This window comes from Streptomyces sp. NPDC051136, assembly GCF_044455745.1.
Lineage (GTDB): Bacteria > Actinomycetota > Actinomycetes > Streptomycetales > Streptomycetaceae > Streptomyces.
Map to the genome: position 1 here is coordinate 306794 of NZ_JBITFE010000006.1, position 25990 is coordinate 332783.

28 protein-coding genes are annotated in these 25990 nt (G+C 73.5%); 10 read left to right on the plus strand and 18 right to left on the minus strand.

Annotation, left to right across the window (positions count from 1 at the left end):
- Nucleotides 1-31: 31 nt before the first annotated feature.
- Nucleotides 32-1165: an Mrp/NBP35 family ATP-binding protein gene (locus tag ACIBCJ_RS19295; RefSeq protein WP_365980016.1), complete on the plus strand. Its 1134-nt coding sequence runs from the start codon at nt 32-34 to the stop codon at nt 1163-1165.
- Nucleotides 1166-1232: 67 nt separating this feature from the next.
- On the opposite strand, the gene ACIBCJ_RS19300 is transcribed toward ACIBCJ_RS19295, so the two are convergent.
- The 5 genes from ACIBCJ_RS19300 to sigE form a co-directional block, all read right to left on the minus strand.
- Nucleotides 1233-1904, minus strand: a complete 672-nt coding sequence (locus ACIBCJ_RS19300) for a hypothetical protein (RefSeq protein WP_362104619.1) — start codon at nt 1902-1904, stop codon at nt 1233-1235.
- Between the two features lie 230 nt (nt 1905-2134).
- A complete protein-coding gene (locus ACIBCJ_RS19305) occupies nt 2135-2596 on the minus strand; it encodes a sec-independent translocase (protein WP_362104622.1) in 462 nt (153 codons plus the stop codon).
- Nucleotides 2597-2743: 147 nt separating this feature from the next.
- Complete coding sequence (locus ACIBCJ_RS19310) at nt 2744-4804, minus strand: trypsin-like peptidase domain-containing protein (RefSeq protein ID WP_365980017.1); 2061 nt, start codon at nt 4802-4804, stop codon at nt 2744-2746.
- 94 nt (nt 4805-4898) lie between these two features.
- On the minus strand, nt 4899-5891 hold the full coding sequence (locus ACIBCJ_RS19315; RefSeq protein WP_365980018.1) for a zf-HC2 domain-containing protein: 993 nt from the start codon (nt 5889-5891) through the stop codon (nt 4899-4901).
- On the minus strand, nt 5888-6556 hold the full coding sequence (gene sigE / locus ACIBCJ_RS19320; RefSeq protein ID WP_362104632.1) for an RNA polymerase sigma factor SigE: 669 nt from the start codon (nt 6554-6556) through the stop codon (nt 5888-5890). Before sigE ends, ACIBCJ_RS19315 begins: the two co-directional genes overlap by 4 nt.
- A 290-nt stretch (nt 6557-6846) precedes the next feature.
- Between sigE and ACIBCJ_RS19325 the strand changes: the two genes are divergently transcribed.
- On the plus strand, nt 6847-7545 hold the full coding sequence (locus ACIBCJ_RS19325) for an O-methyltransferase (RefSeq protein ID WP_166661816.1): 699 nt from the start codon (nt 6847-6849) through the stop codon (nt 7543-7545).
- Nucleotides 7546-7642: 97 nt separating this feature from the next.
- Here the strand turns inward: ACIBCJ_RS19325 and ACIBCJ_RS19330 are convergent, their stop codons facing one another.
- A complete protein-coding gene (locus ACIBCJ_RS19330) occupies nt 7643-7810 on the minus strand; it encodes a DUF3117 domain-containing protein (RefSeq protein ID WP_003966491.1) in 168 nt (55 codons plus the stop codon).
- A gap of 359 nt (nt 7811-8169) precedes the next feature.
- On the opposite strand from ACIBCJ_RS19330, the gene ACIBCJ_RS19335 reads away from it, so the two are divergent.
- On the plus strand, nt 8170-8973 hold the full coding sequence (locus ACIBCJ_RS19335; protein WP_362512387.1) for an enoyl-CoA hydratase-related protein: 804 nt from the start codon (nt 8170-8172) through the stop codon (nt 8971-8973).
- A 49-nt stretch (nt 8974-9022) separates the two neighbouring features.
- Here the strand turns inward: ACIBCJ_RS19335 and ACIBCJ_RS19340 are convergent, their stop codons facing one another.
- Together ACIBCJ_RS19340 and ACIBCJ_RS19345 are read right to left on the minus strand one after the other, a co-directional pair.
- The gene (locus ACIBCJ_RS19340) at nt 9023-9607 is read right to left on the minus strand and encodes a DNA-3-methyladenine glycosylase I (RefSeq protein WP_365980019.1); all 585 of its coding nucleotides are present in this window, start codon (nt 9605-9607) and stop codon (nt 9023-9025) included.
- The gene (locus ACIBCJ_RS19345; protein WP_362104815.1) at nt 9604-9963 is read right to left on the minus strand and encodes a DivIVA domain-containing protein; all 360 of its coding nucleotides are present in this window, start codon (nt 9961-9963) and stop codon (nt 9604-9606) included. The genes ACIBCJ_RS19340 and ACIBCJ_RS19345 overlap by 4 nt, the downstream gene beginning before the upstream one ends.
- 190 nt (nt 9964-10153) lie before the next feature.
- Between ACIBCJ_RS19345 and folP the strand changes: the two genes are divergently transcribed.
- Nucleotides 10154-11026, plus strand: coding sequence for a dihydropteroate synthase (folP, locus tag ACIBCJ_RS19350; protein WP_362104818.1), 873 nt, complete (start codon nt 10154-10156; stop codon nt 11024-11026).
- A gap of 29 nt (nt 11027-11055) precedes the next feature.
- On the opposite strand, the gene ACIBCJ_RS19355 is transcribed toward folP, so the two are convergent.
- Together ACIBCJ_RS19355 and dapE are read right to left on the minus strand one after the other, a co-directional pair.
- Nucleotides 11056-11814, minus strand: coding sequence for a TIGR00730 family Rossman fold protein (locus ACIBCJ_RS19355; protein WP_362104641.1), 759 nt, complete (start codon nt 11812-11814; stop codon nt 11056-11058).
- Nucleotides 11815-11931: 117 nt separating this feature from the next.
- Complete coding sequence (gene dapE / locus ACIBCJ_RS19360; RefSeq protein WP_362104644.1) at nt 11932-13011, minus strand: succinyl-diaminopimelate desuccinylase; 1080 nt, start codon at nt 13009-13011, stop codon at nt 11932-11934.
- 83 nt (nt 13012-13094) lie between these two features.
- Between dapE and ACIBCJ_RS19365 the strand changes: the two genes are divergently transcribed.
- A complete protein-coding gene (locus ACIBCJ_RS19365; protein WP_362104647.1) occupies nt 13095-14084 on the plus strand; it encodes a heavy metal transporter in 990 nt (329 codons plus the stop codon).
- Between the two features lie 353 nt (nt 14085-14437).
- On the plus strand, nt 14438-14869 hold the full coding sequence (locus ACIBCJ_RS19370; protein WP_362104650.1) for an ATP-binding protein: 432 nt from the start codon (nt 14438-14440) through the stop codon (nt 14867-14869).
- 117 nt (nt 14870-14986) lie between these two features.
- Here the strand turns inward: ACIBCJ_RS19370 and ACIBCJ_RS19375 are convergent, their stop codons facing one another.
- Entirely contained in the window at nt 14987-16084 is a 1098-nt protein-coding gene (locus ACIBCJ_RS19375; protein WP_362104653.1) for a bifunctional succinyldiaminopimelate transaminase/glutamate-prephenate aminotransferase, read from the minus strand.
- A 119-nt stretch (nt 16085-16203) separates the two neighbouring features.
- Nucleotides 16204-16524: a ferredoxin gene (fdxA, locus tag ACIBCJ_RS19380; RefSeq protein ID WP_003973842.1), complete on the minus strand. Its 321-nt coding sequence runs from the start codon at nt 16522-16524 to the stop codon at nt 16204-16206.
- Nucleotides 16525-16664: 140 nt separating this feature from the next.
- Here fdxA and ACIBCJ_RS19385 point away from each other — a divergent pair, with 140 nt between their 5' ends.
- Together ACIBCJ_RS19385 and ACIBCJ_RS19390 are read left to right on the plus strand one after the other, a co-directional pair.
- Complete coding sequence (locus ACIBCJ_RS19385) at nt 16665-17693, plus strand: GNAT family N-acetyltransferase (protein WP_362104658.1); 1029 nt, start codon at nt 16665-16667, stop codon at nt 17691-17693.
- Between the two features lie 56 nt (nt 17694-17749).
- Nucleotides 17750-18637: a transglutaminase-like domain-containing protein gene (locus tag ACIBCJ_RS19390; RefSeq protein ID WP_362104661.1), complete on the plus strand. Its 888-nt coding sequence runs from the start codon at nt 17750-17752 to the stop codon at nt 18635-18637.
- A gap of 70 nt (nt 18638-18707) precedes the next feature.
- On the opposite strand, the gene ACIBCJ_RS19395 is transcribed toward ACIBCJ_RS19390, so the two are convergent.
- From ACIBCJ_RS19395 to mshB, 5 genes are all read right to left on the minus strand, one after another.
- Entirely contained in the window at nt 18708-19322 is a 615-nt protein-coding gene (locus ACIBCJ_RS19395) for a response regulator transcription factor (protein WP_362104664.1), read from the minus strand.
- Nucleotides 19319-20485 carry a histidine kinase gene (locus ACIBCJ_RS19400; RefSeq protein ID WP_362104667.1) on the minus strand — a complete coding sequence of 389 codons (1167 nt, stop codon included), beginning with the start codon at nt 20483-20485 and terminating at the stop codon, nt 19319-19321. The genes ACIBCJ_RS19395 and ACIBCJ_RS19400 overlap by 4 nt, the downstream gene beginning before the upstream one ends.
- 195 nt (nt 20486-20680) lie before the next feature.
- Entirely contained in the window at nt 20681-23005 is a 2325-nt protein-coding gene (locus ACIBCJ_RS19405) for a hypothetical protein (RefSeq protein ID WP_365980020.1), read from the minus strand.
- Nucleotides 23006-23160: 155 nt separating this feature from the next.
- The gene (locus tag ACIBCJ_RS19410; protein ID WP_362508973.1) at nt 23161-23583 is read right to left on the minus strand and encodes a DUF6113 family protein; all 423 of its coding nucleotides are present in this window, start codon (nt 23581-23583) and stop codon (nt 23161-23163) included.
- Complete coding sequence (gene mshB, locus ACIBCJ_RS19415; RefSeq protein WP_362104676.1) at nt 23580-24467, minus strand: N-acetyl-1-D-myo-inositol-2-amino-2-deoxy-alpha-D-glucopyranoside deacetylase; 888 nt, start codon at nt 24465-24467, stop codon at nt 23580-23582. The genes ACIBCJ_RS19410 and mshB overlap by 4 nt, the downstream gene beginning before the upstream one ends.
- A gap of 150 nt (nt 24468-24617) precedes the next feature.
- On the opposite strand from mshB, the gene ACIBCJ_RS19420 reads away from it, so the two are divergent.
- Both ACIBCJ_RS19420 and ACIBCJ_RS19425 read left to right on the plus strand, forming a co-directional pair.
- Nucleotides 24618-25481 (plus strand): helix-turn-helix transcriptional regulator, encoded by an 864-nt coding sequence (locus ACIBCJ_RS19420; protein WP_362104679.1) that lies wholly within the window; start codon nt 24618-24620, stop codon nt 25479-25481.
- Entirely contained in the window at nt 25478-25675 is a 198-nt protein-coding gene (locus ACIBCJ_RS19425) for a DUF397 domain-containing protein (RefSeq protein ID WP_362104682.1), read from the plus strand. The genes ACIBCJ_RS19420 and ACIBCJ_RS19425 overlap by 4 nt, the downstream gene beginning before the upstream one ends.
- On the opposite strand, the gene ACIBCJ_RS19430 is transcribed toward ACIBCJ_RS19425, so the two are convergent.
- Complete coding sequence (locus ACIBCJ_RS19430; RefSeq protein WP_121749054.1) at nt 25665-25859, minus strand: hypothetical protein; 195 nt, start codon at nt 25857-25859, stop codon at nt 25665-25667. The genes ACIBCJ_RS19425 and ACIBCJ_RS19430 overlap by 11 nt on opposite strands.
- Nucleotides 25860-25990 lie beyond the last annotated feature (131 nt).

Genomic DNA, 25990 nt, shown 5'->3' on the forward strand with positions numbered 1-25990 from the left:
GCCCCGTGTGCGGCGCCGTACCATCGTCTTCATGGCTACGGAAGACGCGGTGCGCGAAGCACTGGCGACGGTGAACGACCCCGAGATCAACCGGCCCATCACCGAGCTGGGGATGGTCAAGTCGGTGGAGATCGGCGCGGACGGAGCGGTCGCGGTCGCCGTGTACCTGACGGTCTCCGGCTGTCCCATGCGGGACACGATCACGCAGCGCGTGACGGACGCGGTGTCGCGGGTCGAGGGTGTCACGCGTGTCGACGTCGAGCTGGACGTGATGAGCGACGAGCAGCGCAAGGAGCTGGCCACCGCCCTGCGCGGCGGGCAGACCGAGCGTGAGGTGCCGTTCGCCAAGCCGGGCAGCCTGACCAGGGTGTACGCGGTGGCGTCCGGCAAGGGCGGCGTCGGCAAGTCCTCGGTGACGGTGAACCTGGCGGCCTCGATGGCGGCCGACGGCCTGAAGGTCGGTGTCGTGGACGCCGACATCTACGGCCACTCGGTGCCGCGCATGCTGGGTGCCGACGGGCGTCCCACCCAGGTCGAGAACATGATCATGCCGCCCTCGGCCAACGGTGTGAAGGTCATCTCGATCGGCATGTTCACCCCGGGCAACGCGCCGGTGGTCTGGCGCGGCCCGATGCTGCACCGCGCGCTCCAGCAGTTCCTCGCCGACGTGTACTGGGGCGACCTGGACGTGCTGCTGCTCGACCTGCCGCCCGGCACCGGTGACATCGCGATCTCGGTGGCGCAGCTCGTGCCGAACGCCGAGATCCTGGTCGTGACGACGCCTCAGCAGGCCGCGGCCGAGGTGGCGGAGCGGGCCGGCGCCATCGCCGTGCAGACCCACCAGAAGATCGTCGGCGTGGTGGAGAACATGTCCGGGCTGCCCTGCCCGCACTGCGGCGAGATGGTCGACGTCTTCGGCACCGGCGGCGGGCAGATGGTCGCCGACGGCCTGACCCGCACGACCGGTGCGTCGGTGCCGGTCCTGGGGGCCATCCCGATCGACGTCCGGCTGCGCGAGGGCGGCGACGAGGGCAAGCCCGTCGTCCTGTCCGACCCGGACTCGCCGGCGGGCGCCGCCCTGCGCGCGATCGCGGGCAAGCTCGGCGGCCGTCAGCGTGGCCTTTCGGGGCTGTCGCTGGGGATCACCCCGAAGAACAAGTTCTGACCTCCCGTACGGGAGTGGGGGCGCTGTCCACCGGGACGGCGCCCCTCGTCGTGCGTACGGCCGCCGGTCAGGCGTACGCGGCGATGTCCTTGACGACGGCGAAGGCCAGCCCGTAGGCGCTCATGCCCCGTCCGTACGCGCCGAGGTGGACGCCCTGCCCGGTGGAACCGGCGAGCACCCAGCCGAACTCGGACTCCCGGTAGTGGAAGGGCGTGGGCACGCCGTCCACCGGGAGGGACAGCGTCGTCCAGTCCTCACCCTCCAGGTCGTCCGCGAGGACCCACGCGGTCTCCGTCTGCTGCTCCAGCCATTCGTCGCGCAGCGAGTGGTCCATTTGGCCGGGCCAGGTGAAGGACAGCAGTCCCACCCCGGCGAGCCAGGCCGCCGAGGAGACCGAGGTGGCCTCCAGCAGGCCCGTGCCGTCGGCGCTGCGCCGGTCGGGGTTGGCCGCGACGGTCACGACGACCGCGAACTTCTCCTTGGCGTCCTGCTCGTCGCCCGCCACGTGCTCGTTGCGCACCGACGGTTCGTCGCCGTGCCCGATCGAACCGTGCTCCACTGCCCCGTCGGCCGCCGTACCGATCTGCATCAGCCGGCGGGGCCCCGTGAACGCCTCGTCGAGGCCGTACCAGGGGAAGGGCGCACGCAGGTAGCCGTCGACCGTCTGCCGGCCGGAAGGGGACTGTGGTCCGCCCTCCGCGGCCGGCGCCTGCGCGACTGCCCGACTCGTCGTCTCCATGTGCCCGGACGCCTCCTCGCTCTCGTCGGACAGGAACGGCCCGCCCCCCTTCGGGCGCACTCGTCCGGTCCGCACAACAACCTGGGAAGCATAGCCACACCGCGGGCGGCAGCAGGGAAGCCGCCCGGCGCGTGGGCCGCGCGGGCGTCGTCCTCAGGGCCGGTGCGGCCCGTCCGGAGTACGGGGCACGTCGTCCTCGCGGCGCGTGGGCCGCGGTCCGCGGGCCGGGATCAGGTGGCGTCGGCGTCGTAGGGCGGGCGGTCGTCGGCGGGCTTGCCGGACTGACCGGACTCCTCGGGCTTCTTCGACATGTCGATCCGGCCGCCGCCGGAGGACCCGGACGACGACTTGGAGGACGAGGAGTCGCTGTCGCGGCCGTGGACCGCGTCGGTGACCTCGGCCATCTCCTTCTTCAGGTCGAAGCCGTTGCGGAGCTCCTTGAGGCCCAGCTCGTCGTTGTCCAGCTGCTTGCGGATGAACGTGCGGGGGTTCAGGTCCTCGAACTCGAAGTCCTTGAACTCGGGGCCCAGCTCCTGGCGGATGTCCTGCTTGGCGCTGTCCGAGAACTCGCGGATCTTCCGGATGGTGCGCGTCACGTCCTGGATGACCTTGGGGAGCTTGTCCGGACCGAAGACGAGCACGGCGAGGACGACGAGCGTCACGAGCTCTAGTGCGCCTATGTCATTGAACACCTGAAGCTCCTTGGAATGTCCGGGCCGCCACCACGGTACCCGCCGACCCCGCCCGACCGGTACCGTCCCGTGAGCCCCGAGCGCGTGTGGGTGAGCGCTTTCCGGATTGTTTGCCTTCCTGGCGCCTCGGGGAGACCTGTACGACGGTCAGTCGCCACCGGCGGAGCCGAGCACCAGTGAGACCTTCCTCTCCTTGCCGTCGCGTTCCAGGGTCAGCTCCAGCCGGTCCCCGGGGCGGTGGGCGCGGGTCTTCACGATGAGTTCCTCACCGGAGTGCACGCGCTGTCCGTCGACCGCGGTGATCACGTCCCCCGGCTCGATGCCGGCCTTGGCGCCGGGGCCGCCCGCGGTGACCGCGGGACCGCCGTCGCCGCCCTTGGCGCCCACACGGGCGCCGTCGCCCGTGTAGCCCATGTCGAGGGTGACGCCGATGACCGGGTGGGCGGCCTTGCCGGTGTTGATCAGCTCCTCGGCGACGCGCTTGCCCTGGTTGATGGGGATGGCGAAGCCGAGCCCTATGGAGCCGGCCTGGCCGCCGTCGGAGTCGGCGCTGCCGCTGTCGGCGGAGCGGATCGCGGAGTTGATGCCGATGGCCCGGCCCTGTGCGTCCAGGAGAGGGCCGCCGGAGTTGCCGGGGTTGATGGGCGCGTCGGTCTGCAGGGCGTCGACGTACGAGACGTCGCTGCCGTCGCCCTCCTCGCCGCCCGCGGTGATGGGCCGTTCCTTGGCGCTGATGATGCCGGAGGTGACCGTGCCGGCCAGGTCGAAGGGGGCGCCGATGGCGACGACGGGGTCGCCGACCCGCACGCTCTCCGAGTTGCCGAGGGGCATGGGGGTGAGGCCGCTGACGCCCTTGACCTTCACCACGGCGAGGTCGTACCCGCTGTCCCGGCCGACGACGGTGGCCTCGGCGGTGTCGCCGCTGTTGAAGGTCACCGTGATCTCGCCGCCGGTCCCGGCGGGTTCCACGACGTGGTTGTTGGTCAGGATGTGGCCCCGGTCGTCGAGGACGAACCCGGTGCCGGTGCCGGCCGCCTCGCTGCCGCTGACGTGCAGGGTCACCACGCTGGGCAGGGCGCGGGCGGCGATGCCCGCCACGCTGTCCGGCGCCCGCTCGGCGGCCTCCGGTGCGGCCTGCGGCAGCTCGACCGTGCCGACGCCGCCGTTGCGTTCCAGGTAGGCGCCCACGCCGCCGCCGATGCCGCCGGAGACCAGGGCGATGAGCAGGGCGCCGCCGACCAGCGTCCTCGCCGTCCGCCGTCGCTTCGGTGTCCGCTCCGCCGCCTCGCGGTGCTGGGCGACGGAGGCGGCCCAGGGGTCGTAACGTCCCCACGGGTCGGCGCCGGACTCGGCACCGGGCGCGGGAGCGGGCGGCCCCGCCCACGGGTCGCCGGCAGCCGCCGACGACGGGCCGGAGGGCGGCGGAACGGCGGGCGCCGGGGCGGCGGGTACGCCGTCGGGGCCTGTGGCGGGCGCTGCGGCCGCGGCGGCGGTGGGGGCTACGGGTGCCGGGGCCTGCGCGAACGCGGGGGCGGGCGCCGCGGGCGGAGGCGGGGACACCGGCGAGGCGCCCGCGGGTACGGGCGGGGCCGGCGCGGGAGCGGGCACTGCTGGTGCCTGCGGTGCCGGTGCGGGTGTGGCCGGTGCGGGCACGCCCGGTGCGGGTGTGGCCGCCTCCGTCACCGTGCCGTGTGCCGGTGTGGCCGTCGGGTGCTGGACCGGCGGAGCGGGGGCCCACGGGCCCGGCTCACCGTACGGCGGGGTGCTGTACGGGTCGGGATCGTGCAGCGGCTTGGGACGCTCGGCGACCGGGGCGGGGCCGGCCGGCGGGGCCGGATCCACAGCCGGGGCGGAGCCGGCGGGCCCAGCCGCCCCCTCGGGCGGCTGGGCGCCCGCGTCCACCGTCGGGGCGGCGTCGGCGGCGGGGGCCGGGCGCGGGTGCGGCGGGGTGCCCACCGTGTCCGCCGGCCGGTCCCGGGAAGGCCGGGGCAGGTCCAGCTCGTAGTCGCCCTGGTCGGTCGCGCGGGACGCCGGCGGACGCGCCGGTCCGGCGTCGCCTCCGTCCGTCCCGTGGGCGTCGGTGGCCGTACCCGTGCCCGCGGCGGGGGCCGGGCGGGGGCGCTCCAGTTCGAAGTCGCCGTCGGGCGTGCCTTCGGACGAGCGGGGACGACTCCACCACTTCACCTTCGTGGGCTTCGCCTCGTTCATGTTCTCCCCCGCAGCTGGCCGCAGATCGTCGGCTCCAAGGGCTCTGGCGCCACCCCGGATTCAATCAGGTTCGCGGACCGGCGCGCAGACGCCCTCAGCGAACCGGAGCGGAGGAGGCGGCCGGGGAAGCCACCGGGTAGGACGACGGAGCGGGGTCGGGGGCGGCGAGCAGGGCGGGCGGCCTGCCCTCCGGACTCGCCGGCCAGGCGCTGAGGGCGAGCGGCGCGACGGCTTCCAGCGGTCGTATCAGCGGGGACATGGCGGCGGCGCCGGCCGTCACCGGAGTGGTCAGCGCGCGTACCGCCTGCTGCCGTGCGTCGCCCCCGGAGGGGGCGGGCATCCCGGGCAGCAGCGGCGCGGAGGCCGAGGTGGAGGCCACGGGGGCATCGCCCAGCGCCCGCTGGCCCTGTCCGAGCAGGGGGCCGCCCGTGCGGCGGCGCTGGCTCTCGGAGCCGGTGGCCGCCGCCGTGCCCGGGGTGCGCACGGGCGTCACGTTGCTCCCGCTGCCCGAGCCGCGGGCGTCGGCGGTGGTGTCCGGGGTGCCGAGGGTGACGCCGCCCAGCGCGATCGCGGCCAGCGACACCGCGCCGGCGGCGGCGAAGGCGAACCGCAGGCCGCGTGAGGCCGAACGCTCGGACTCCGCCCGGCCCACGTCGTGGATCCGGAAGCCTCCCCGGCTCGGGGAGGAGGCCGGCAGCACGGGTGCGTGCGGCCGGGCGGGGACGTAGCCGAACTCGAACCGCTCGCCCCGCCGCGTGCCGAAGACGCCGGAGGCCGCGGTGGCTCCGATCCCTCCGGGCAGCCCGGCGAACGGTGAGCCGCCGCCGTCGGTGTCACCGCCGCCGGGGAGTCCCTGGAGGCGGGCCAGGAAGCTCTCGGACGGGGCCGGCGGAGCCGCTTCCGCGAAGACGTTCTTCAGCCGGCGCTGCGCGTCGACCTCCGCCTTGCACTTCGGGCAGGTCGCCACGTGGGCCAGCACGCGCTCCCGCGCGTCATGACCGAGCTCTCCGTCCACCAGGGCGGAGAGTCGGTCTCCCAGATGCTGCTCTGCGAGGTGTCCCTCGGACTGAGGCCGTGATCCGCTCACGCGCTCGCGCCCCCTCCTCCCAGCGCGGGCACACCGGTCGCGAACGAGCGGCGGTCGGCCCGCGCCTTGGGGGACCGGTGGGCGAGCGCCTTGCGCAGCTGGGAACGGCCGCGGTGGATGCGGGAGCGGACCGTGCCGAGCTTGACGCCGAGGGTCGCGGCGATCTCCTCGTACGAGAGTCCCTCGATGTCGCACAGGACGACGGCGGCCCGGAACTCGGGCGCGAGGGTGTCCAGGGCCTGCTGGACGTCCGCGTCGAAGTGGGCGTCGTGGAAGAGCTGCTGCGGGGTGGGCTCCCTGCTGGGGAGCCGCTCGGCCGCGTCGTCGCCGAGCGCGTCGAACCGGATGCGCTGCTTGCGGCGGACCATGTCGAGGAACAGGTTGGTCGTGATGCGGTGCAGCCAGCCCTCGAAGGTGCCGGGCGTGTAGGTCGACAGGGAACGGAAGACACGGACGAAGACCTCCTGGGTGAGGTCCTCGGCGTCGTGCTGGTTTCCCGTGAGGCGGTAGGCGAGGCGGTAGACCCGGCCGCTGTGGGTGCTGACGATCTCCTCCCAGGTGGGCGGAGTCCACGCAGGCCCGTCCGCGTCGCCGGTGAAGGTCGCGGTCTGGGCGGGTCCCTTGGCGGGACCGGCGTGGCTGTGGTCAGCAGCGGTGTCGTTCACGGATTTCGGCCTGCCTGCCGATCCGAGGAAGCGCCGCAGCACTCCGCCCCGATCCGCGGGTGCGGCCGCACCTCCCCTGTCGGCTCTGGTGGTGTCCAGTGGAGCCCCTACCATAGCCACCTCGCCCGTTAGCTCCGGATAAGCGGTTTTACGAGAATTTGATCGGGGCCGGTACGGCTCGTCCGGCCGCGTCGGCACCAGCTCGACGCCCTGCCTCATCCGCCGTCCTCCCCGTCGCGGCCGCGGCCGCTCAGTCGTCTCTTTGCTTGCCCCTTTAAACGACTGGTCCCATCTGCGGGTTCCCGACGCCAACGGATACAGTCACGCCGAGGCAACGACGGGGACAGGAGAGGGTCATTACCGGCAACCGGCAGACGAGCTGGGCGTTCGCCGACGCCTATGTCGCCGAGGACGACGCGCTGCTCTGGGCACGCGACCGGGCCCGCGAGGCGGGTCTGCGCTCGGTGACCCCGGGCACGGGGTCCGCCCTGGGCCTGCTCGCCGCCGCCGTGGACGCCAAGGCGGTCGCGGAGATCGGCACCGGCTGCGGCGTCTCCGGGATCCATCTGCTGCACGGCATGCGGCCGGACGGCGTGCTGACCACGGTCGACCCGGAGCCGGAACACCAGCAGTTCGCCCGCCAGGCCTTCCGGGCCGCGGGCTTCGCCAGCAACCGGGCACGGTTCATCCCCGGGCGGGCCCTGGACGTGCTGCCCCGGCTCGCGGACGCGGGCTACGACCTCGTCTTCTGCGACGGCGACCGTCTGGAGTACCTGGACTACCTCGCCGAATCGTTGCGCCTTCTGCGTCCCGGAGGTCTCGTCGCCTTCGAGGGGGTCTTCGGTGCCGGCCGCACGATCGACTCGGGTCCGCAGCCCACCGAGGTGCTGCGGCTGCGGGAACTCCTGCGCGCGGTGCGCGAGAGCCAGGAGCTGGTGCCGTCGCTGCTTCCGGTGGGCGACGGGCTGCTGTGCGCCGTGAAGCGCTGACCTGCCGTGCGGCGCGCCGAGTGACGCCGCCGGACGACAATCACCCCGGCACCAGGTGCGGTACCGGGGCGACTGAACGGGTATGGTCGCTCGCGCGTCAGCCGACGACCTTCTTGAGGGCGTCGCCGAGCGCGTCGGCCTCATCGGGGGTCAGCTCGACGACGAGTCGACCGCCGCCTTCGAGCGGAACGCGCATGACGATGCCCCGCCCCTCCTTGGTCACCTCGAGCGGGCCGTCGCCCGTCCGCGGCTTCATGGCCGCCATGCTCGTTCCCCTTCCTGATACCAGCTCACCGTCACCGCCGACGGCCCCTGAGGGCACGCGCAGTCCGGCTTGGACGCGCGACACCGGCATCGAACACATTGCTTCCCAGCCATTATCCCGCATCCCAGGACCCGATGACCAACATCGGTCGGCATCGCTTGGGCAACGCGCGCGAGCAAAACCACTCAATTCGGCGATGTGACTGCGATACTGCGCGCCCCCGCGCACCTCAGCCGAACGGAAACGGACCGGAATCCTTTGACGCAGGTCACATCGTCCGGGCGATCCGCAGCCGGTGATCTCCGTCATGCTGTCTGACGGACACCATCCAAGGCATGCCACTACGCGGAGGGGATCACATGGCCGACACCGTGCTCTACGAGGTGAGCGACGGGCTCGCGACGATCACGCTGAACCGCCCCGAGGCGATGAACGCGCTGAACATCGAGACCAAGGTCGCGCTCCGGGACGCGGTGCGCTCCGCGGCGGCGGACGACGCCGTACGGGCGGTGCTGCTGACCGCGGCCGGGGAGCGGGCGTTCTGCGTCGGCCAGGACCTCAAGGAGCACATCGGCCTGCTGGCCTCCGACCGGGAGACGGGCTCGGGGCAGACCATGAGCACGGTGCGTGAGCACTACAACCCGATCGTGCGGGCGCTCGCCGGGGCCGGGAAGCCGGTGGTCGCCGCCGTGAACGGCGTGGCGGCCGGGGCGGGCCTCGGTTTCGCGCTCGCGGCGGACTACCGGATCGTCGCGGACACGGCGGCGTTCAACACGTCCTTCGCGGGCGTGGCGCTCACCGCCGACTCCGGCGTGTCCTGGACGCTGCCGCGGGTCGTCGGCCCCGGGCGCGCCGCCGACCTGCTGTTCTTCCCGCGCAGCATCGGCGCGCAGGAGGCGTACGAGCTGGGCATCGCCACCCGGGTCGTCCCCGCCGCGGACCTGCGCGCCGAGGCCGAGAAGACGGCGCGGGCGCTGGCCGAGGGGCCGACGGTGGCGTACGCGGCGCTGAAGGAGGCGATGGCGTACGGGCTGACCCACTCGCTCTCCGAGACGCTGGACAAGGAGGACGAGCTGCAGTCCCGGGCGGGCTCCTCCGAGGACCACGCGATCGCGGTGCGGGCGTTCGTCGAGAAGGCGAAGCCGAAGTACCTGGGCCGGTAGCACCCGGCGGGCGGGCGGCCGCAGGTGCGGGCGGCGGGCGGTCGGCGGCTCAGCTCCGGCGGGCCACGCACGCCGCCAGGTGGTCGTCGACCAGCCCGCACGCCTGCATCAGCGCGTACGCCGTCGTCGGTCCGACGAAGCGCAGGCCCCGCTTCTTCAGGGCCTTGGACAGCGCCGTGGACTCGGGTGTGACGGCCGGGACGTCGGCGAGGGTCTTCGGGACCGGGCGCGCGGCCGGGTCCGGGGCGTACGACCAGATCAGCGCGTCCAGGTCGCCGGGCGCCCAGTCGGCCAGCACGCGCGCGTTGGCCAGGGTCGCGTCGATCTTGGCGCGGTTGCGGATGATGCCGGCGTCGGCGAGCAGGCGCTCGCGGTCCGCGTCGGTGAAGGCGGCGACCTCGGCGATCTCGAAGCCCGCGAAGGCGCGGCGGAAGCCGGTGCGGCGGCGCAGGATGGTGATCCAGGACAGGCCGGACTGGAAGGCCTCCAGGCTGAGCCGCTCGTACAGCGCGTCGTCGCCGCGGACCGGGCGGCCCCACTCGTCGTCGTGGTACGCGAGGTAGTCCTCGGTGGACACCGCCCAGGGGCAGCGCGGCGCGCCGTCCGGGCCCGCGAGGGCCTCCCCGGTGCTCACTGCTGCTCCTCGGGGGCCGGCTTGTCCATGACGGCGTGCCGGTGGGCCGCGGCGGCCCGGGCGCCCGCGAGCGCGGACTCCAGGCCGGCGATCCGGTCGTCGCGCTCGGCCAGCTCGGCGCCGAGGCGGCCGAGGGCGTCGTCGACGTCCGCCATGCGGTAGCCGCGGACCACGAGCGGGAAGCGCAGCCGCTCCACGTCGCCGCGACCCACCGGGCGGTCCGGCGGCAGGGCGTCCCGCACCCGCTCGGGTGCGGCGTCGGGCAGCGGCCCGCTGTCGCCGCCGCCCACCACGGCGAGCGTCACCGCGGCCACGACGACGGCCAGCGCGATGACGAGGAACAGGAACATGACCATCGCTGGGGCCCCCATGGTCGGGTCGGACTCCGGTCCGGGCCGGAGCCGGTCGTGCCGGAGTCTGTCTGAGTCGGAGTCGGTTGTGCCGGGTCCGATCGTGCCATGCGAGTCTGACAGTCGGGAGCGCGGCCGTCGAAGGACCGCGCGCCCGGGGCCGAGGCGGGACGAGAGAACGGGTATGGACGAGAAGATGTCACAGGGGACGCTCAGGCTGGGCAGGCGTGAGTTCGCGGCGCACGAGCCGGTGGTCATGGCGATCGTGAACCGGACCCCCGACTCCTTCTACGACCAGGGGGCGACCTTCCGCGACGAGCCGGCCCTCGCGCGCGTGGAGCAGGCGGTGGCCGAGGGCGCCGCCATCATCGACATCGGCGGCGTGAAGGCCGGTCCCGGGGACGAGGTGTCGGCCGAGGAGGAGGCGCGGCGCACGGTGGGCTTCGTCGCCGAGGTGCGGCGGCGCTTCCCGGACGTGGTGATCAGCGTGGACACCTGGCGGCACGAGGTGGGCGAGGCCGTGTGCGAGGCCGGGGCCGACCTGCTGAACGACGCGTGGGGCGGCGTCGACCCGAAGCTCGCCCAGGTCGCGGCCCGCCACGGGGTGGGCCTGGTGTGCACGCACGCGGGCGGCGCCGAGCCGCGGACGCGGCCGCACCGGGTGACGTACGACGACGTCGTGGACGACATCCTGCGGGTGACGCTGGGGCTGGCCGAGCGCGCGGTGGAGCTGGGCGTGAAGCGCGAGTCGGTGCTGATCGACCCCGGGCACGACTTCGGGAAGAACACGCGGCACAGCCTGGAGGCGACCCGGCGGCTCGGGGAGATGGTGGAGACGGGGTGGCCGGTGCTGGTGTCCCTGTCGAACAAGGACTTCGTCGGGGAGACGCTGGACCGGCCGGTGAAGGAGCGGGTCATCGGCACGCTGGCGACGACGGCCGTGTCGGCCTGGCTCGGGGCCCGGGTGTACCGGGTGCACGAGGTGGCGGAGACACGGCAGGTCCTGGACATGGTGGCGACGATCGCCGGGCACCGGGAGCCGGCGGTGGCGCGGCGGGGGCTGGCCTAGGCTCCGCCTCCCCCGCCGGTGACCGGCTGCTAGCGGCCCGCCTCCTTGGAGACCAGGGCCACCGCCTCTTCCACGTCGTCCGTGACGTGGAAGAGCAGGAGGTCCTTCTCCGCGGCCTTGCCCTGGGCCACCAGGGTGCCGCGGAGCCAGTCGACCAGGCCGCCCCAGTACTCGGAGCCGAACAGGACGATGGGGAAGCGGGTCACCTTCTGGGTCTGCACCAGGGTGAGGGCCTCGAACAGCTCGTCCAGGGTGCCGAGGCCGCCGGGCAGCACGACGAAGCCCTGCGCGTACTTCACGAACATCATCTTGCGGACGAAGAAGTAGCGGAAGTTCAGCCCGATGTCGACGTAGGGGTTCAGCCCCTGCTCGAAGGGCAGCTCGATGCCGAGGCCGACCGAGGTGCCCTTCGCCTCCAGGGCGCCCTTGTTGGCCGCCTCCATCGCGCCGGGCCCGCCGCCGGTGATGACGGCGAACCCCGCCTCCACCAGGCCGCGGCCCAGCCGGACGCCCGCCTCGTACTCCGGTGAGTCGACCGACGTACGGGCGGAGCCGAAGACGCTGATGGCGGGCGGCAGTTCGGCGAGGGTGCCGAAGCCCTCGATGAACTCCGACTGGATGCGCAGGACGCGCCAGGGGTCGGTGTGGACCCAGTCCGTCGGAGCGCGCTCGTCCAGCAGGCGCTGGTCCGTGGTGCTCTCCTGCACCTTGTCCCGCCGCCGGAGGACGGGGCCCAGGCGCTGCTCCTCCGGTGGCCGCTTCTTGCCCTCGGGGTTGCCGGTAGCCATGCGCGCTCCCTCCAGTCGCAGGTTCTTCCACCTCAGCGTAGATCTACGCGGGTTACGTACGAGGGACCTGAGCATGTCCGCCACGCTGCGACATAAACCCGTCGCCCGGGCCGTGGATCATGCCGTCAGCCACGACCGCAGGCGCTCCTCCCCCGCGAGGACCTTGGCCACCTCCACGCGCTCGTCGCGCTTGTGCGCCAGGTGGGGGTTGCCCGGGCCGTAGTTGACCGCGGGGACGCCGAGCGCCGAGAAGCGGGACACGTCCGTCCAGCCGTACTTGGGCTGCGGGGTGCCGCCCACCGCCTCGATGAAGGCCGCCGCCGCCGGGTGGGACAGTCCGGGCAGGGCCGCGCCGCTGTGGTCGTCGACCACGAAGTCCGTCACCCCGCAGTCCGCGAAGACCTCGCGCACGTGGGCGAGGGCGTCCTCGGGGCTGCGGTCCGGGGCGTAGCGGAAGTTGACCGTGACCACGCACTCGTCGGGGATGACGTTGCCCGCGACCCCGCCGGTGATGCCGACCGCGTTGAGGCCCTCGCGGTACTCCAGGCCGTCAATGACCGGGTTGCGGGGCTCGTACGCGGCCAGGCGCGCGAGGATCGGGGCGGCGGCGTGGATGGCGTTGGAGCCCATCCAGGAGCGCGCGGAGTGCGCCCGCTCGCCCGTCGTCCTCAGCAGGACCCGCAGGGTGCCCTGGCAGCCGCCCTCCACCTGGCCGTCGGACGGTTCGAGCAGCACCGCGAAGTCGCCCTCCAGCCAGTCGGGGTGCGCCTCGGCGACGTGCTTGAGGCCGTTCAGCTCGGCGGCGACCTCCTCGTTGTCGTAGAAGACGAAGGTGAGGTCGCGGTTGGGGGCGGGGACGGTGGCCGCGATGCGCAGCTGGACCGCGACGCCCGCCTTCATGTCGCAGGTGCCGCAGCCCCACAGGACTCCGTCCTCGTCCAGCCGGGAGGGGACGTTGCCGGCGATCGGCACCGTGTCGATGTGGCCGGCCAGGATCACGCGCTCCGCGCGGCCCAGCTCCGTACGGGCGACGACGTTGTTGCCGTACCGCTCGACCGACAGGTGCGGCAGGGCCCGCAGCGCGCTCTCGATCGCGTCCGCCAACGGCTTCTCGGTGCCGCTCTCGGACGGGAAGTCGACGAGCCGCGCGGTAAGCTCCGCGGCGTCCAACGTGAGGTCAAGCGGGGTATCGGCCATGGCCCCGACCCTAACTCCCTGCCCCTTCGGGCAGTGTCCGCACCCGGCGGACACCGGACCCTACCCTCCAGTACCTTGTACGCGTGCTTCAGCCGTCCCCACCCCGCAAACGCCGTGGCCGCCTCGCCCGTTCGGGCGCCGCCTCCGTGGCTCTCCTCGCGGTCGCCGGTTATCTGGCCGTGCAGTACGTCACCGGGGGCGCGGGCGCCCCGGGGTGCAGGGTGGCCTCCGGCGAGGGCGGCGGGACCACCTACGAGTTCACGCCGGAGCAGGCCGTGAACGCGGCGGCGATCACCGCCGTGGGCACCGCGCGCAAGCTGCCGGAGCGGGCCGTGACGATCGCGCTGGCGACCGCGCTCCAGGAGTCGGCGCTGCGCAACCTGGACCACGGCGACAAGGACTCGCTCGGCCTGTTCCAGCAGCGCCCCTCGCAGGGCTGGGGCAAGCGCGAGGAGATCATGGACCCGGCGTACTCGGCGGGCCTGTTCTACGACCACCTGGTCGAGATCCCCGGCTATCTGGACCTTCCGCTGACGGACGCCGCGCAGCGCGTGCAGCGCAGCGCCTTCCCGGACGCCTACGCCAAGCACGAGCCGGACGCCGAGCTGCTCGCCGCCGCCCTCACCGGGCGGTCCGCGGCGACGCTGACCTGCGACGGACGCCCCGGCTCGACGCCGGAGAAGGGCCCGGACGCGGTACGCGCGGCACTGGTGCGGGACTTCGGGCACACCGTGCTCCGGCCGGCCGGGGCGGAGGTGGCCGACGGCGGGGACACCGGCACGGGTGCCGCGCGGGTCGCGGGCGCCTCGGACGGGCGGACCGTGACGGTGCCCGTGACCGACGCCGGCCCGGGCGCGGAGCCGACGGGCGGGCGGGCGGCCGAGCGACGCGGCTGGCAGCTGGCGCACTGGGCGGTGGCCAACGCCTCCTCGCTGCACATCCAGCGGGTCGCCTACGCGGGCCGGGAGTGGACCGCGGGCAACACCGACAGCAAGTGGTCCCCGACGGACGCCGGGGGCACCAAGGGCGCGGAGCGGACGACGGGACCGGTGCGGATCACCTCCGTCCGGTAGCCCGCACCCCCGTCCGGCGTTCACCCGTACGAGCCGTCACCCCGGGGAGTGGCCCGCGTCGGCACGGGATCGACGTGGCGCACGGGTTGGGGAGCGGTCGCGGTCGCGGGCGCCGGAGGCCAGGAAAATCAAGGGCCGTAAGGATTCGGCAGACTTTCCGACCGGCGCCCTTTTGCCCGTTTTTCTGTGCACCTGATAATGCGACGCATTACCAACTCTTTACGTTGGGTCGCCGCAACCTTCGTGGCCTTCGAGCGGTAGTCACTGCGTCCGAGCCCGGTCGATCACACTCCGATCGCTCCGGGCACGGTCGGATTCCCATCGTTGTCGTCGACTTCCGTCGAAGGAGCATCATGTCCCTCCCCCTGACCCGCAGGATCGCCCGTGCCGCGCTGCTCGTCGCTGCAGGAGCGGCTGCCGGGGTCGGTGCGGCCGGCTCCGCGAGCGCGGCTCCCGAACTGCCGGCCGCCCCGAACCTCGGGGGACTGACCGCCCTGGACGGGGCGAACGTCGGCAACACCGTCGACTCCGCGGCCCAGAACGTCACCGAGACCGCGGGGGACACCGGCGGCAAGGCCGTGAAGAAGGCCGTGCCGGCCGCCGGCAAGACCGGTGGGTCGGTCGTCAAGAAGGCCACGCCCGCCGCGCAGAACGCCGCCGGGGACGCGGCGGGCTCCGCCGGGGACCTCGTGGGTGACACGGCTTCGACCGCCACGAAGGGTGGGCTGCCGACGGACGCGCTGGGTAAGGGTGGGCTGCCGGTGCAGGGTCTGCCGATCGGCTGAGCGCCGGGCTTGAGCGGCGCCGGGGCCCGGGGATTCTTCCCCGGGCCCCGGCGTTCTGCTGTCCTACGCCGGGGCGGTGGCCGCGGCCGGGGCCGTCAGGACGCCGTCAGGACGCCGTCAGGACTTCAGGCGGGTGACGGCTGCCTGGACGCGTTCGTCCGTTGCCGTGAGGGCGACGCGGACGAAGTTCTGGCCCGCGGGGCCGTAGAAGTCGCCCGGGGCCACCAGGATGCCGCGGTCGGCCAGGTGGGCGACCGTGTCCCAGCAGGACTCGTCGCGGGTGGCCCAGAGGTAGAGGCTGGCCTCGCTGTGCTCGATGCGGAAGCCGTGGCCGAGCAGGGCCTCGCGCAGGGCGGTGCGGCGGGACGCGTAGCGCTCGCGCTGGACGCGGACGTGCTCGTCGTCGCCGAGGGCCGCGACGACGGCGGCCTGGGTCGGCGCCGAGGTCATCATGCCGCCGTGCTTGCGGATCTCCAGGAGCGGGCCGAGGACCGCCGGGTCGCCGGCCAGGAAGGCCGCGCGGTAGCCCGCGAGGTTGGAGCGCTTGGACAGCGAGTGGACGGCGACGAGACCGTCGTACGAGCCGCCGTTGACGTCCGGGTGCAGGACCGAGACCGGGTCGGCCTCCCAGCCCAGCTCCAGGTAGCACTCGTCGGAGACCACGAGGACGCCGTGCTCGCGGGCCCAGGCCACGATCCGGGTCAGCTCCGCCCTGGACAGGACCTTGCCGGTCGGGTTCGACGGGGAGTTGAGCCAGAGGAGCTTCAGCCCCGCCGGGTCCAGCTCGGTCGGGTCGTCGTACGCCTCGTACTCCGCGCGGGCCAGGCGCGCGCCGACCTCGTACGTCGGGTAGGCGAGGCGCGGGAAGGCCACCCGGTCGCCCGGGCCCAGGCCCAGCTGGGTCGGGAGCCAGGCGACGAGTTCCTTGGAGCCGACGACGGGCAGTACGTGGCGGTGGGTGACGTCGCGGGCGCCGAGGCGGCGCTCGACCCAGCCGGTGATCGCGTCGCGCAGCGCCGGGGTGCCCCAGACGGTCGGGTAACCCGGCGAGTCCGCCGCGTCGACCAGGGCCTTCTGGATCAGCTCGGGGACCGGGTCGACCGGGGTGCCGACCGAGAGGTCGACGATGCCTCCGGGATGGGCTGCGGCCGTCTTCTTGTACGGCTCCAGCCTGTCCCAGGGGAAGGTGGGAAGACGGTCGGAGACTGCGGACACGGTGGGTGGCTCCCTTTCCTCGGCGGCGCGCGGTGCTACGGCAAACGCCTCGGTCCCGTGCGGCGCCGATCGGGGTGACCGGGCCGTACGGGACCGAGGCGGCGCGTTGCGGGCCGCTCTTACTGGTTCTGCGGCGGCAGCGCGGCGACGAAGGGGTGGTCGCGCTCGATCAGCCCCAGCTTGCTGGCGCCGCCGGGCGAGCCGAGCTCGTCGAAGAACTCGACGTTCGCCTTGTAGTAGTCCTTCCACTCCTCGGGAGTGTCGTCCTCGTAGAAGATCGCCTCGACCGGGCAGACCGGCTCACAGGCACCACAGTCGACGCATTCGTCCGGGTGGATGTACAAGGACCGCTGGCCCTCGTAGATGCAGTCGACCGGGCACTCCTCGATGCACGCCTTGTCCTTCACGTCGACACAAGGCTGCGCGATGACGTAGGTCACGCTGTCGTTCCTCCTCGATAGGGCGCTGGCGGGCCTCCGTAGGCTCCGCCGCCTGGCGCGCGGGAGCGCGGCGTCGTCGATGCCCGCCCCTAGTATCTCCGTTCTTGGGCATGATCCGAACAGGAGGGGTGGACAGACCTGTGGAAATCTCTGCCGCAGGGCGACTTGAGGTCCGTATCACCGCTGCTGACGTGGGCAAACGAGTCTCCGTACGGCGCTTGAGCGAAGCTGGTGTCGCGGGTGAGAAGTTCACCGACACGGTCGGCGTTCTCACATCATGGACCGACGGTGTGCTGCTGATCACACGAAAGAGTGGCGAGAGCGTCCGTGTCGCGGAGGCCGACCTGGTCGCCGGGAAGGTCGTACCGGCCGCGCCCGCCCGCCGGCGCGGTCCCGCCGCGTCCTACGAGGAGCTGGCGCGGGTCGCCGCGCGGGCCTGGCGTCCCGTGGAGAGCGAGCGGCTCGGGGCGTGGGAGCTGCGGGCGGCGGCGGGCTTCACCCGGCGGGCCAACTCCGTGCTGCCGCTCGGCGATCCGGGGCTGCCGCTCGACGAGGCGCTGACGGCCGTACGGCGCTGGTACGGCGAGCGCGGGCTGCCCGCGTACGTGCAGACCGCCACCGGCGCCGTCGGCACGGAGGAGCTGCTGTGCGCGGAGCTGGAGCGGCGGGGCTGGGTCCGTGAGGTGACGGCCGAGGTGTGGACCGGTCCGCTCGCGCCGGTCGCCGATCTGGCCGAGGGCTCCGGTGTGGTCCTGTCCCGGGAGGCGGACGAGGCCTGGCTGGCCCGGTACCAGCGCAAGGGCGTCAGCGAGGTGGCGCTGCGGGTGCTGGGCAGCGGGCCGTCGGTGTGGTTCGCCAAGGTGCCCGGCGCCGACGCGGACGCGGACGCCCCGGGCACGCCCGCGGCGATCGGGCGGTGTGTCGTGGACGGGCGTTGGGCGTCCTTCGCGGCGGTCGAGGTGGATCCCGCGCTGCGGCGCCGGGGGCTCGCGACCGAGGTGATGGCCGCGTTGGCCCGGCGGGCGCTCGACGAGGGCGCGTCGGCGGCGTGGCTCCAGGTGGAGACGGACAACGCCGGGGCCCGGGCGCTGTACGCCGGGATGGGCTTCGCGGCGCACCACGCCTACCACCACTACCGGGAGCCCGGGCCTACCGGGACGGACCGGTAGCCGACCGCCGCTACGGCACCGCAACCCGACCGCACCGAGAAAGGGCACGAGCCGGAATGCACCACCCTCACCCTCTCCAGCCCCCGTCGTCCGACCGCTCCGCCGAAGTGCGGCGGCGGTTCGCCGATGAGGCCCGGTCCGAGCGGCCCGACCTGGCCACCCTGTGCCTGCTGATGGGCGCGGAGGCGGACGGGACGCTGGACGAGGCGGGTCTGGACGCCGCGCAGGTCGAACTGGACCGGCTGGCCGGGGAGCTGCCGTTCCGGCCGGGTACGCCGCGGGCGTGGGCGGTGGCGCTGCGGGACCTGCTCGGCGAGCGGTATGGGTTCCACGGGGTCGCCGCGGACTACCAGCGGCTGGAGTCGTCGCTGCTGCACGAGGTGCTGCGGCGTCGGCGAGGGCTGCCGATCCTGCTGTCGGTGGTGTGGCTGGAGGTGGCCCGGCGGGCGGGGGCGCCGGTCTACGGGGTCGCGTTGCCGGGGCACTTCGTGGTCGGGCTCGGGTCGGATGCCGGGGCGGAGGCACCGGGTGCGGAGGACGGGCGGGTGCTCGTCGATCCGTTCGACGGGGGGCGGCTGCTCAGTGGCAAGGACGCGGAGGTGCTGGTCGCCGGGGCGACAGGGGCGGAGTTGCGGCCGTCGATGCTGAAGCCCGCGGCGCCGTTGGAGGTGGTGTCGCGGGTGCTGAACAACGTCCGGGCGTGGGCGGCGGGACGGCCGGAGCAGTCGGCGGTGGGGCTGTGGGCGATCGAGCTGGCGCTGCTGTTGCCGGCGCATGCGGCGCGGTTGCGGTACGAGCGGGCGCGGTTGCTGGTGCAGCGGGGGGAGTTCGTGGCGGGGGCCGGGGAGTTGGAGGCGTACGCGGAGATGGTGGGGGCGGTGGATCTCGCGGTCGCGGAGGAGGTGCGGGGGGAGGCCCGGGCGGCTCGGGCGATGTTGAACTGAACGTCGGGGGCGTGGGCCGGGGGTTGGGGGCGGCGTCGCGACAGCCACCGCAGCTGCGGGGGCCTTCCTCCTACAGCCAGCCCTTGTTTCTTGCCACCTGGACCGCCTCTGCTCTGTTGCGCACCGCCAGTTTCTGGATGGCCGTGGAGAGGTAGTTGCGGACCGTGCCCTGGGAGAGGTGGAGGGTGTGGGCGAGTTCGGCGTTGGTGGAGCCGTCGGCGGCGGCGCGGAGGACTTCGCGTTCGCGGTCGGTGAGGGGGTTGGCTCCGTCGGCGAGGGCCGCCGCCGCCAGGGTCGGGTCGATGACCCGCTCCCCTGCCAGCACCTTGCGCACCGCCTCGGCGAGTTGGGCCGCCGGGGCGTCCTTGACGAGGAAGGCGTCGGCACCGGACTCCATGGCGCTGCGCAGGTAACCGGGGCGGCCGAAGGTGGTGAGGACGACCAGCTTCACGGCCGGGAGCTCCCGGTGGAGCAGGGCCGCCGCCTCGATGCCGGTCGCTCCGGGCATCTCGATGTCCAGCAGGGCCACGTCCACGCCGTGCGTCCGGGCGGCGTCCAGCACCTCGTCGCCGCGGGCCACCTGGGCGACGACGTCGATGTCCTCCTCCAGGCCGAGCAGGGCGGCCAGTGCCTCGCGGACCATCGCCTGGTCCTCCGCCAGCAGGACCTTGATCGTGCGGCTCATGCCCCGGATCCTACGTCGGTGGCCACACCGGCCGGGACGCGGGCGACCAGCCGGAACCCGCGGTGGGACCCGGCCGCCTCCAGCGCACCGCCCACCTTCGCCAGGCGCTCGGCCAGGCCGGTGAGGCCGTTGCCGGGGGCGTTCACGGGGGCGGGGCCGCCGGAGCCGTCGTCCTCCACCGACAGCTCCAGCACCGCGCCGTCCAGCGTCTGGCGCCGCAGCAGCTCGACCACGCAGCGCCGGGCGCCGCTGTGCCGTACGACGTTGGTGACCGCCTCGCGCAGCGCCCAGGCGAGGGCCGCCTCGGACTCCTCGTCCAGGCCGGTCGGGTCCGGTTCGCCGGGCAGTTCCGCGGCCACTCCGGCCGCCGACAACGCGACCTTCGCCCCGGCGAGTTCGGGGGCTATGCGGGCACGGCGGTATCCGGTGACGGCCTCGCGGACGTCGACGAGGGCCTGACGGCTGACCTGTTCGATGTCGGCGACCTGCTGAGCGGCCTTGTCGGGGTGGTCGGGGAGCATGCGGCCGGCCAGCTCGCTCTTCAGGGTGATCAGGGAGAGCGAGTGGCCGAGCAGGTCGTGCAGGTCACGGGCGAGGCGCAGCCGCTCCTCGTTGGCGGCGAGCTGGGCGACGGTGGCGCGGGCCTCGCGCAGCGCGATCGTGGTGCGGATCAGCTCGCGTACGCCGGTCATGGCGAAGCCGCCCAGCAGAGCCGGTACGAGCAGCCCGCCGAGGAACGCCCTGCCGTCGGGCACCAGCAGGGCCAGCGCCGCCATCAGCGCGGACGCGCCCGGGATCGTCCAGCGGGCCAGCCTGGGCGGCAGGGCGGCGCCGGACGCGATGGAGACGTAGACGAGCAGGACCAGCCAGGAGCGGCCCAGGGTGAGGGCGAGGGCGGTGGACTCGGCGGCGAGGACGGCGAGTGAGCCGAGGACGACGCCGGACCGGTCACCGCGGCCCGTGCGGAAGACGAGCAGCATGTACCAGACGACGAAGACGGCCAGGGCGCCCCAGCCGAGCACCCGTACGCCGAGGGCGTGTCCTCCGTGCAGCAGGTCGTCGACGGGGGCGCCGAGGAAGGCCAGCCAGATGGCCGTCCACATGACCTTGATCGCCTTCTGCGTGCGATTCTCCGGGCGCTGCCCGATGTTGACGCCGCTCACGCGTGCAGCACGTCCTTCCGGTACGGCCGGGCCGTCGTCCTCGTCATACCGGTCAGCGTGGCAGAGGGCGGGTGCGCCGGGCAGTGCCGGCGGTCCCGGCTTGGGCGTGACAGGTGTCATGGCGTCCTTCCCCTCATCGACCGGCCGAAAGGGGCGCCCGGCGAGTGCCGGGCGCCCCTCTCTCCTGTGCCTGCGTCAGCTGGGGTCGGTGTCGATGACGGCCACCCGGTCGGTCTTGCTCTTCAGCGCCTGGCGCATGGCGCCGTAGACGTCCTGCGGGGTGACGGCCGTCTTCTGGCCGTTGGCCCGGGTGATGAGCACACCGTCGAAGGTCTGGCCGTAGAGCGCCTTGAGGGCGTTCAGGTCGGGCTTGTCGACCAGCTTGCCGTCGACGGCCGTGACCCTGAGGAACTTCCACAGCGACTTCTCGGGGCTCATCTGGATGGAGTGCGCGGCGTCCGTCTGCACGGTCACCCTGGCCGACATCGCCGGCTGGGCGAACTCCTTCAGCATCCGGTCGACCTCGGCGTTGGAGACCGTGGGCTGCTTCGTGGTGGTCGGCACGTTCACCGCGGCGGCGGTGCCCGTCTCCACCTGGGAGCGGTACGCGGCCCGCACCGCCTCGGTCGACTTGGCGACGTCTATGCCCTGGCCGGCCTTGCCGTACACGGGGACGGCCTTGCCGGACTCGAACGTGACCGTGCCCTCGGCGACCGACCCGGCCCCGCCCGCCGCGTTCTCCAGGGCGGCGTGCAGCTTCTCCTCGTCGACCGGCATGGCGGGCTCGACGACCCGCTTCTGGCCGAAGAGCGAGCCGATCACGGACATCGGGTTGTAGTCGCTCGTCGCCGCGTCGCTCGCCGTGGCCTGCGTGTCGAGCTGGAGTCCCGCCTGGTCCGGCTTCAGGGAGACGGTGTCGCCGCCCACGGTGAGCTTGAGCGGCTTGTCCGCACGGGCGCCGAGGGCCTTGTCCAGCTTCTCCACGGCGTCGTCGCGGGTGCCGCCGCCGATGTCGACGCCGAGCACGCTGGTGCCCTTGGGCACCTCGGAGCGGTTCATCAGCAGACCGGAGCCGTAGGCGACACCGGCGACGACGACCACGCCGCCGACGAGCAGCGGAAGCTTCTTGCGCCCCTTCTTCTTGGCGGGCTTGGCGGCCTTGGCGGAGCCCGCCGGGGGCGGGGAGACCGGCTCGGGCAGCTTCGGCGGCGTGTGCGGCCGCGGTCCGTCGCCGGACGGGTCCTGGAACGGCGTGCCGCGCCCGCCCGGTACGACGGGGATGCCGCTGGTCACGGTGTTGCCGGAGACGTTGTCCGGGTTGCCCATGCCGGGCGGGGCCGGCCGCTGCGGGGTGAGGATCGCGGTGTCGTCGCTGAGCCCGCCACCGGGGCCCGGGCGGGCGGCGTCGGGGCCCGCCCCGGGAACGCGGCCCGCGGGCCCGCCGGGTCCCCCCGGACCGCGCAGGTCCTGCGGGGCCTGTCCGGCGGGCGCACCGGGAGCACCGGGTGCCTGGAAGTCGAAGTCGCCGGCCGGGGGCGGCGTCAGCCGGCCCTCGCCGGTGGCCGGACCGCTGGTCGGACCGGCGGGACCCTGGGGGCCGCCGCCGTACGGGGACTGCCCGTTCAGACCGTTGTGCTGCCCGCCGGAGGCGCCGGCGTCCTGCTCGCTCCGGCCCTCCCCCGCGCCGTACGGCAGGTCCTCGCGGCGCGATCCGGCACCGGCGTCGGTGCCCGGCCGGGGGCCGTTGCCGTTGCCGTTGCCGCCCAGCGGACCGGCCGCCAGCGCCTCGGTCACGTCGAAGGAACCGGTGCCTCCACCGTGGCCGGGGGCCACGGGACCGCCGGTCGCGCCGGAGCGGGCGGCGCCGCCCGCGGAACCGGACCGGGAGACGCCGGGTGCGTTCATGGAGCCGACGACACCACCGGGACGGCCACTCCCGCCGCCCGGTCGCGCACCGGCACCGGCACCGGGAGCGCCCGTTCCCGTCGGACCCGCGCCGCGGGTGCCCGGGGCGCCGGGTGCGCCCGTCGTGCCGGCGCCCGCCGCCGAACCGCCGGGCAGCCCGGCACCGTTGGTCGAGCCGCCGCCCTGGGCGCCCTTGCCGGGACCCGACTTGCGGGGCGCGAACCAGTCGCTGGTCGGCTTGTCCTCGCCGGACTGCGCGGGCTGGGCGGGTTCCGCGGGGGCTTCGGGCGCGGGCGTGGGCGCGGCCGCGCTCGGCGTCGGCGCGGGCCGTTCCGCCGTCGTCGTCGCCTCCGTGTCGGCGGCGGTGTCCGCACCGTCCGCGACGGGCTTGCGCACGACGACCGGCGGAATGGGCCGCGACCCGGGGATGTTGATCCGGATCCGGGTCGTCAGCGTCGTCTCGGTCTTGCGCTCCTCCGGTCGCGTGGCCGAACGGCCCGCGTCCGCACCGGCGTCGGAAGCCGTGGGTGTCCCGTAGGGCGGGGTGCCCGACGGGTAAGCGGCTCCGCCGCGCCCGTGGGGCCCGGAGGACGAACTGTCAGTTTCACGACTCAAGGCAGGTTCTCCCGGTTGGCTCCGCCGCCCGTCACACCTTCAGCGGGCGGCTCGGCGGCGCGCACCACCATACTGGCCACCTCCTACGCGTATCCCGTGACCGCCGGGGAAACCCACACGGGACTCGCACGCCCGCGGCACGGCGAAGCGGTACGTCACTTGCGAAGTCGGACGGAGTCGCCGTCCGGTTGCCGCACCGGCACCAAGGTGGCGCAGATCACAGCGACGGCGATCCCGCCGAGCAGGAAGAGATAGGAGCCGCTTCCGGCGGCGAAGACGAAGTCGCCCTCCGGGCGGCTGGTGGTGAGCAGCACCACGGCGAGCGCCCAGCCGAGGGCGGGTGCGGCGGCTCCGCCACGGCGGCCCACGGCACGGCCCGCCCCGACGCACAGGCCCGCCTCGGCGGCCAGCGCGAGCAGCAGCCCGCCCGGGAACCAGGCCGGCTGCACCAGTGCGCCCGCCACGCCCAGGACGGCGCCGAGCACGAACAGCCCCACGTAGAGGACGGCCCGGCCGGGCGAGGGCGGGCGCAGCGGCTGGGCGAGTGCGGAACCGGCCGGCTCGTTGCGGCCGCTCACCGGGCCACCCCGCTCCCGGAAGTCGCGGGGATCCCGGCGAACAGGTCGCTCTCGCGCTCCGCACCGCCGTCCCGCGCACCGCGCACCAGTTCGTAGTACTCGGTGGTGAGGAGGGGCTGCGCCAGGTCGTTGGAGAGGACGAAGTACGGTTCGGCGACCGTGATCTGGGTGGCGTGCGCGCGCATCGCGGCGGCCTTGGCCGCGGCGTACGCGGTGCCCTCGCCCTGGATCTCGGTGGTGATCCTCTCGTCGTCGACGACGCCCGGTACGTCCTCGACCCCGGCCGTCTTCTCGAAGGGCAGGCCGGGCAGGTCGTCCCGGAGCCGGGCGAAAGCGGCCTCGATGCGGGAGCGCGGCACGCGGTTCCAGTAGACCTTGGCGACGGGGCACCCGGCCTCGGCCGCCAGCTCCACCGCCCGCATGGCGATGCGGTGGGCCTGGATGTGGTCGGGGTGGCCGTAGCCGCCGTCCGGGTCGTAGGTGACGAGCACCTGGGGCCGCACCTCGCGGATCACGTCGACGAGCAGGGCTGCGGCGGCGTCGACGTCCGCCTGCCACAGGCAGCCGGGGTCGTCGTTGTCGGACAGGCCCATCATCCCGGAGTCGGCGAACCGCCCGGGCCCGCCGAGCAGCCGGAAGTCGTCGACGCCGAGCGCGCGCATGGCCTCCGCCAGCTCGCCCCTGCGGTGGCCGCCCAGAGCGGCCCCGGACAGGTGGGCGAGGCCGGGCGGGATGACCTCGCCCCGCTCGCCGAGGGTGCAGGTCACCAGCGTCACGTGCGCGCCCTCGGCCGCGTACCGGGCCATGGTGACGCCGTTGTTGATCGACTCGTCGTCCGGGTGCGCGTGCACCAGCAGCAGACGCCGGCCGGGGAGTTCCGTCATGCCCCCACCCTATGAGGCCCGGCCGCCGTCCTCACGCCCGCACGGGCCGTACGGAACTGTCCAGGGCTTGTCCAGTGCCGTCGGCACTGTCGTCGGCGTTGTTCCGGGTAGGGCACGGCCGTGCGAGGCGGGACCAAGGAGGGGTGCGACATGTCGGTGGACGCGGGGACGGACCAGGTCGACGAGCCGGGGTGGGAGGTGGACCCGGACGACGACTGGGCCCTGGCCGTGATCGCCACGGTGGGCCGGCAGCTCCGGCTGCGCCGCGAGGCGGCGGGGCTGCGGGCCCCCGACTTCGCGGTGGCGATCGGCTACGGGGAGGACCTCGTCTACAAGGTCGAGGGCGGCAGGCGGATCCCGCGGCCCGAGTACCTGGACAGGGCGGACGAGGTGCTGGACGCCGGCGGGCTCGTCGCGGCGATGAAGGAGGACGTGAAGCGGGTCAGGTACCCGAAGAAGGTGCGGGATCTCGCGCAGATGGAGGCGCGGGCGGTGGAGCTTCAGCTCTACGACCCGCTGCATGTCCACGGGCTGTTGCAGACTCCTGAATACTCGCGCCAGCTGCTGTTGATGCGGCGCCCGACATACGCGAGTGACGAGGTCGAGCGGTTCATGGCGGCTCGGGAGGCCCGCAAGGCGATCTTTGAACGCGTCCCCGCGCCTGAGCTGGGTTTCGTCTTGGAGGAATGGACTCTGCGACGTCCACTGGGCGGGAAGCGGGTACTGCGCGGCCAGTTGGCACATCTGCTGGAGATCTGCGCCCTCCCGAGCGTGGAGCTTCAAGTGATGCCGATGGACCGCGTGGAGCATGCGGGAGTGGACGGCGGCATCGAGGTCCTGAAATTCGCGGACGGTTCGGCGTTGGGCCGTTCACCGGTCGTGGCTCACGGCCGCCCCCTTTCGGACCCCAGGCAGCTACGTATCCTGGACCTGCGGTACGGAATCATCCGTGCGCAGGCCCTGACGCCGCGGCAGTCAACGGCCTTCATTGAGCAACTGCTGGGGGAGACATGAACCACACCACCGGTCTGGCCTGGTTCAAGAGCAGCTACAGCAGCGGCAGCGAGGGCGACTCCTGCGTCGAGGTCGCCCTCGACCCCGGCGCCGTCCACGTCCGCGACTCGAAGAACCTGCCGGACACCGGCCCCCGGCTCGCGCTGACGCCGGAGGCCTGGGTCTGCTTCGTGGCCGGCACGGTCAGAAGTTGATGCTCCCGATCATCCCCGCAAGGTTCGTCGTCAGCTCGCTGATCGTGGGAGCGACGGTCGACGAGGCCAGGTAGAAGCCGAGAAGCATGCACACCACCGCATGCCCCGCCTTCAAGCCTGACTTCTTGACCAGCAGGAAGACGATGATCGCCAGCAGCACAACCGCCGAAATCGAGAGTGCCACGGCGGCTCACCTCCAATGGGCCCAGGGACACGGGGGGTCGGTCGCAGTCGGAGCTCGGAGCAGATAAATCCACGCAGCGGGCACCTGGTTGATACCCACTATGCGCTAGTGATCATAACTATCCGTGCGCG

Bases quoted from the DNA above. Each gene is read 5' to 3' on its own strand.
- ACIBCJ_RS19295 (WP_365980016.1), top strand. From the start codon at position 32: ATGGCTACGGAAGACGCGGTGCGCGAAGCACTGGCGACGGTGAACGAC.
- ACIBCJ_RS19300 (WP_362104619.1), bottom strand. From the start codon at position 1,904: ATGGAGACGACGAGTCGGGCAGTCGCGCAGGCGCCGGCCGCGGAGGGC.
- ACIBCJ_RS19310 (WP_365980017.1), bottom strand. From the start codon at position 4,804: ATGAACGAGGCGAAGCCCACGAAGGTGAAGTGGTGGAGTCGTCCCCGC.
- ACIBCJ_RS19330 (WP_003966491.1), bottom strand. From the start codon at position 7,810: ATGGCGGCCATGAAGCCGCGGACGGGCGACGGCCCGCTCGAGGTGACC.
- ACIBCJ_RS19335 (WP_362512387.1), top strand. From the start codon at position 8,170: ATGGCCGACACCGTGCTCTACGAGGTGAGCGACGGGCTCGCGACGATC.
- ACIBCJ_RS19345 (WP_362104815.1), bottom strand. From the start codon at position 9,963: ATGGTCATGTTCCTGTTCCTCGTCATCGCGCTGGCCGTCGTCGTGGCC.
- folP (WP_362104818.1), top strand. From the start codon at position 10,154: ATGTCACAGGGGACGCTCAGGCTGGGCAGGCGTGAGTTCGCGGCGCAC.
- ACIBCJ_RS19355 (WP_362104641.1), bottom strand. From the start codon at position 11,814: ATGGCTACCGGCAACCCCGAGGGCAAGAAGCGGCCACCGGAGGAGCAG.
- dapE (WP_362104644.1), bottom strand. From the start codon at position 13,011: ATGGCCGATACCCCGCTTGACCTCACGTTGGACGCCGCGGAGCTTACC.
- ACIBCJ_RS19370 (WP_362104650.1), top strand. From the start codon at position 14,438: ATGTCCCTCCCCCTGACCCGCAGGATCGCCCGTGCCGCGCTGCTCGTC.
- ACIBCJ_RS19390 (WP_362104661.1), top strand. From the start codon at position 17,750: ATGCACCACCCTCACCCTCTCCAGCCCCCGTCGTCCGACCGCTCCGCC.
- ACIBCJ_RS19395 (WP_362104664.1), bottom strand. From the start codon at position 19,322: ATGAGCCGCACGATCAAGGTCCTGCTGGCGGAGGACCAGGCGATGGTC.
- mshB (WP_362104676.1), bottom strand. From the start codon at position 24,467: ATGACGGAACTCCCCGGCCGGCGTCTGCTGCTGGTGCACGCGCACCCG.
- ACIBCJ_RS19420 (WP_362104679.1), top strand. From the start codon at position 24,618: ATGTCGGTGGACGCGGGGACGGACCAGGTCGACGAGCCGGGGTGGGAG.
- ACIBCJ_RS19425 (WP_362104682.1), top strand. From the start codon at position 25,478: ATGAACCACACCACCGGTCTGGCCTGGTTCAAGAGCAGCTACAGCAGC.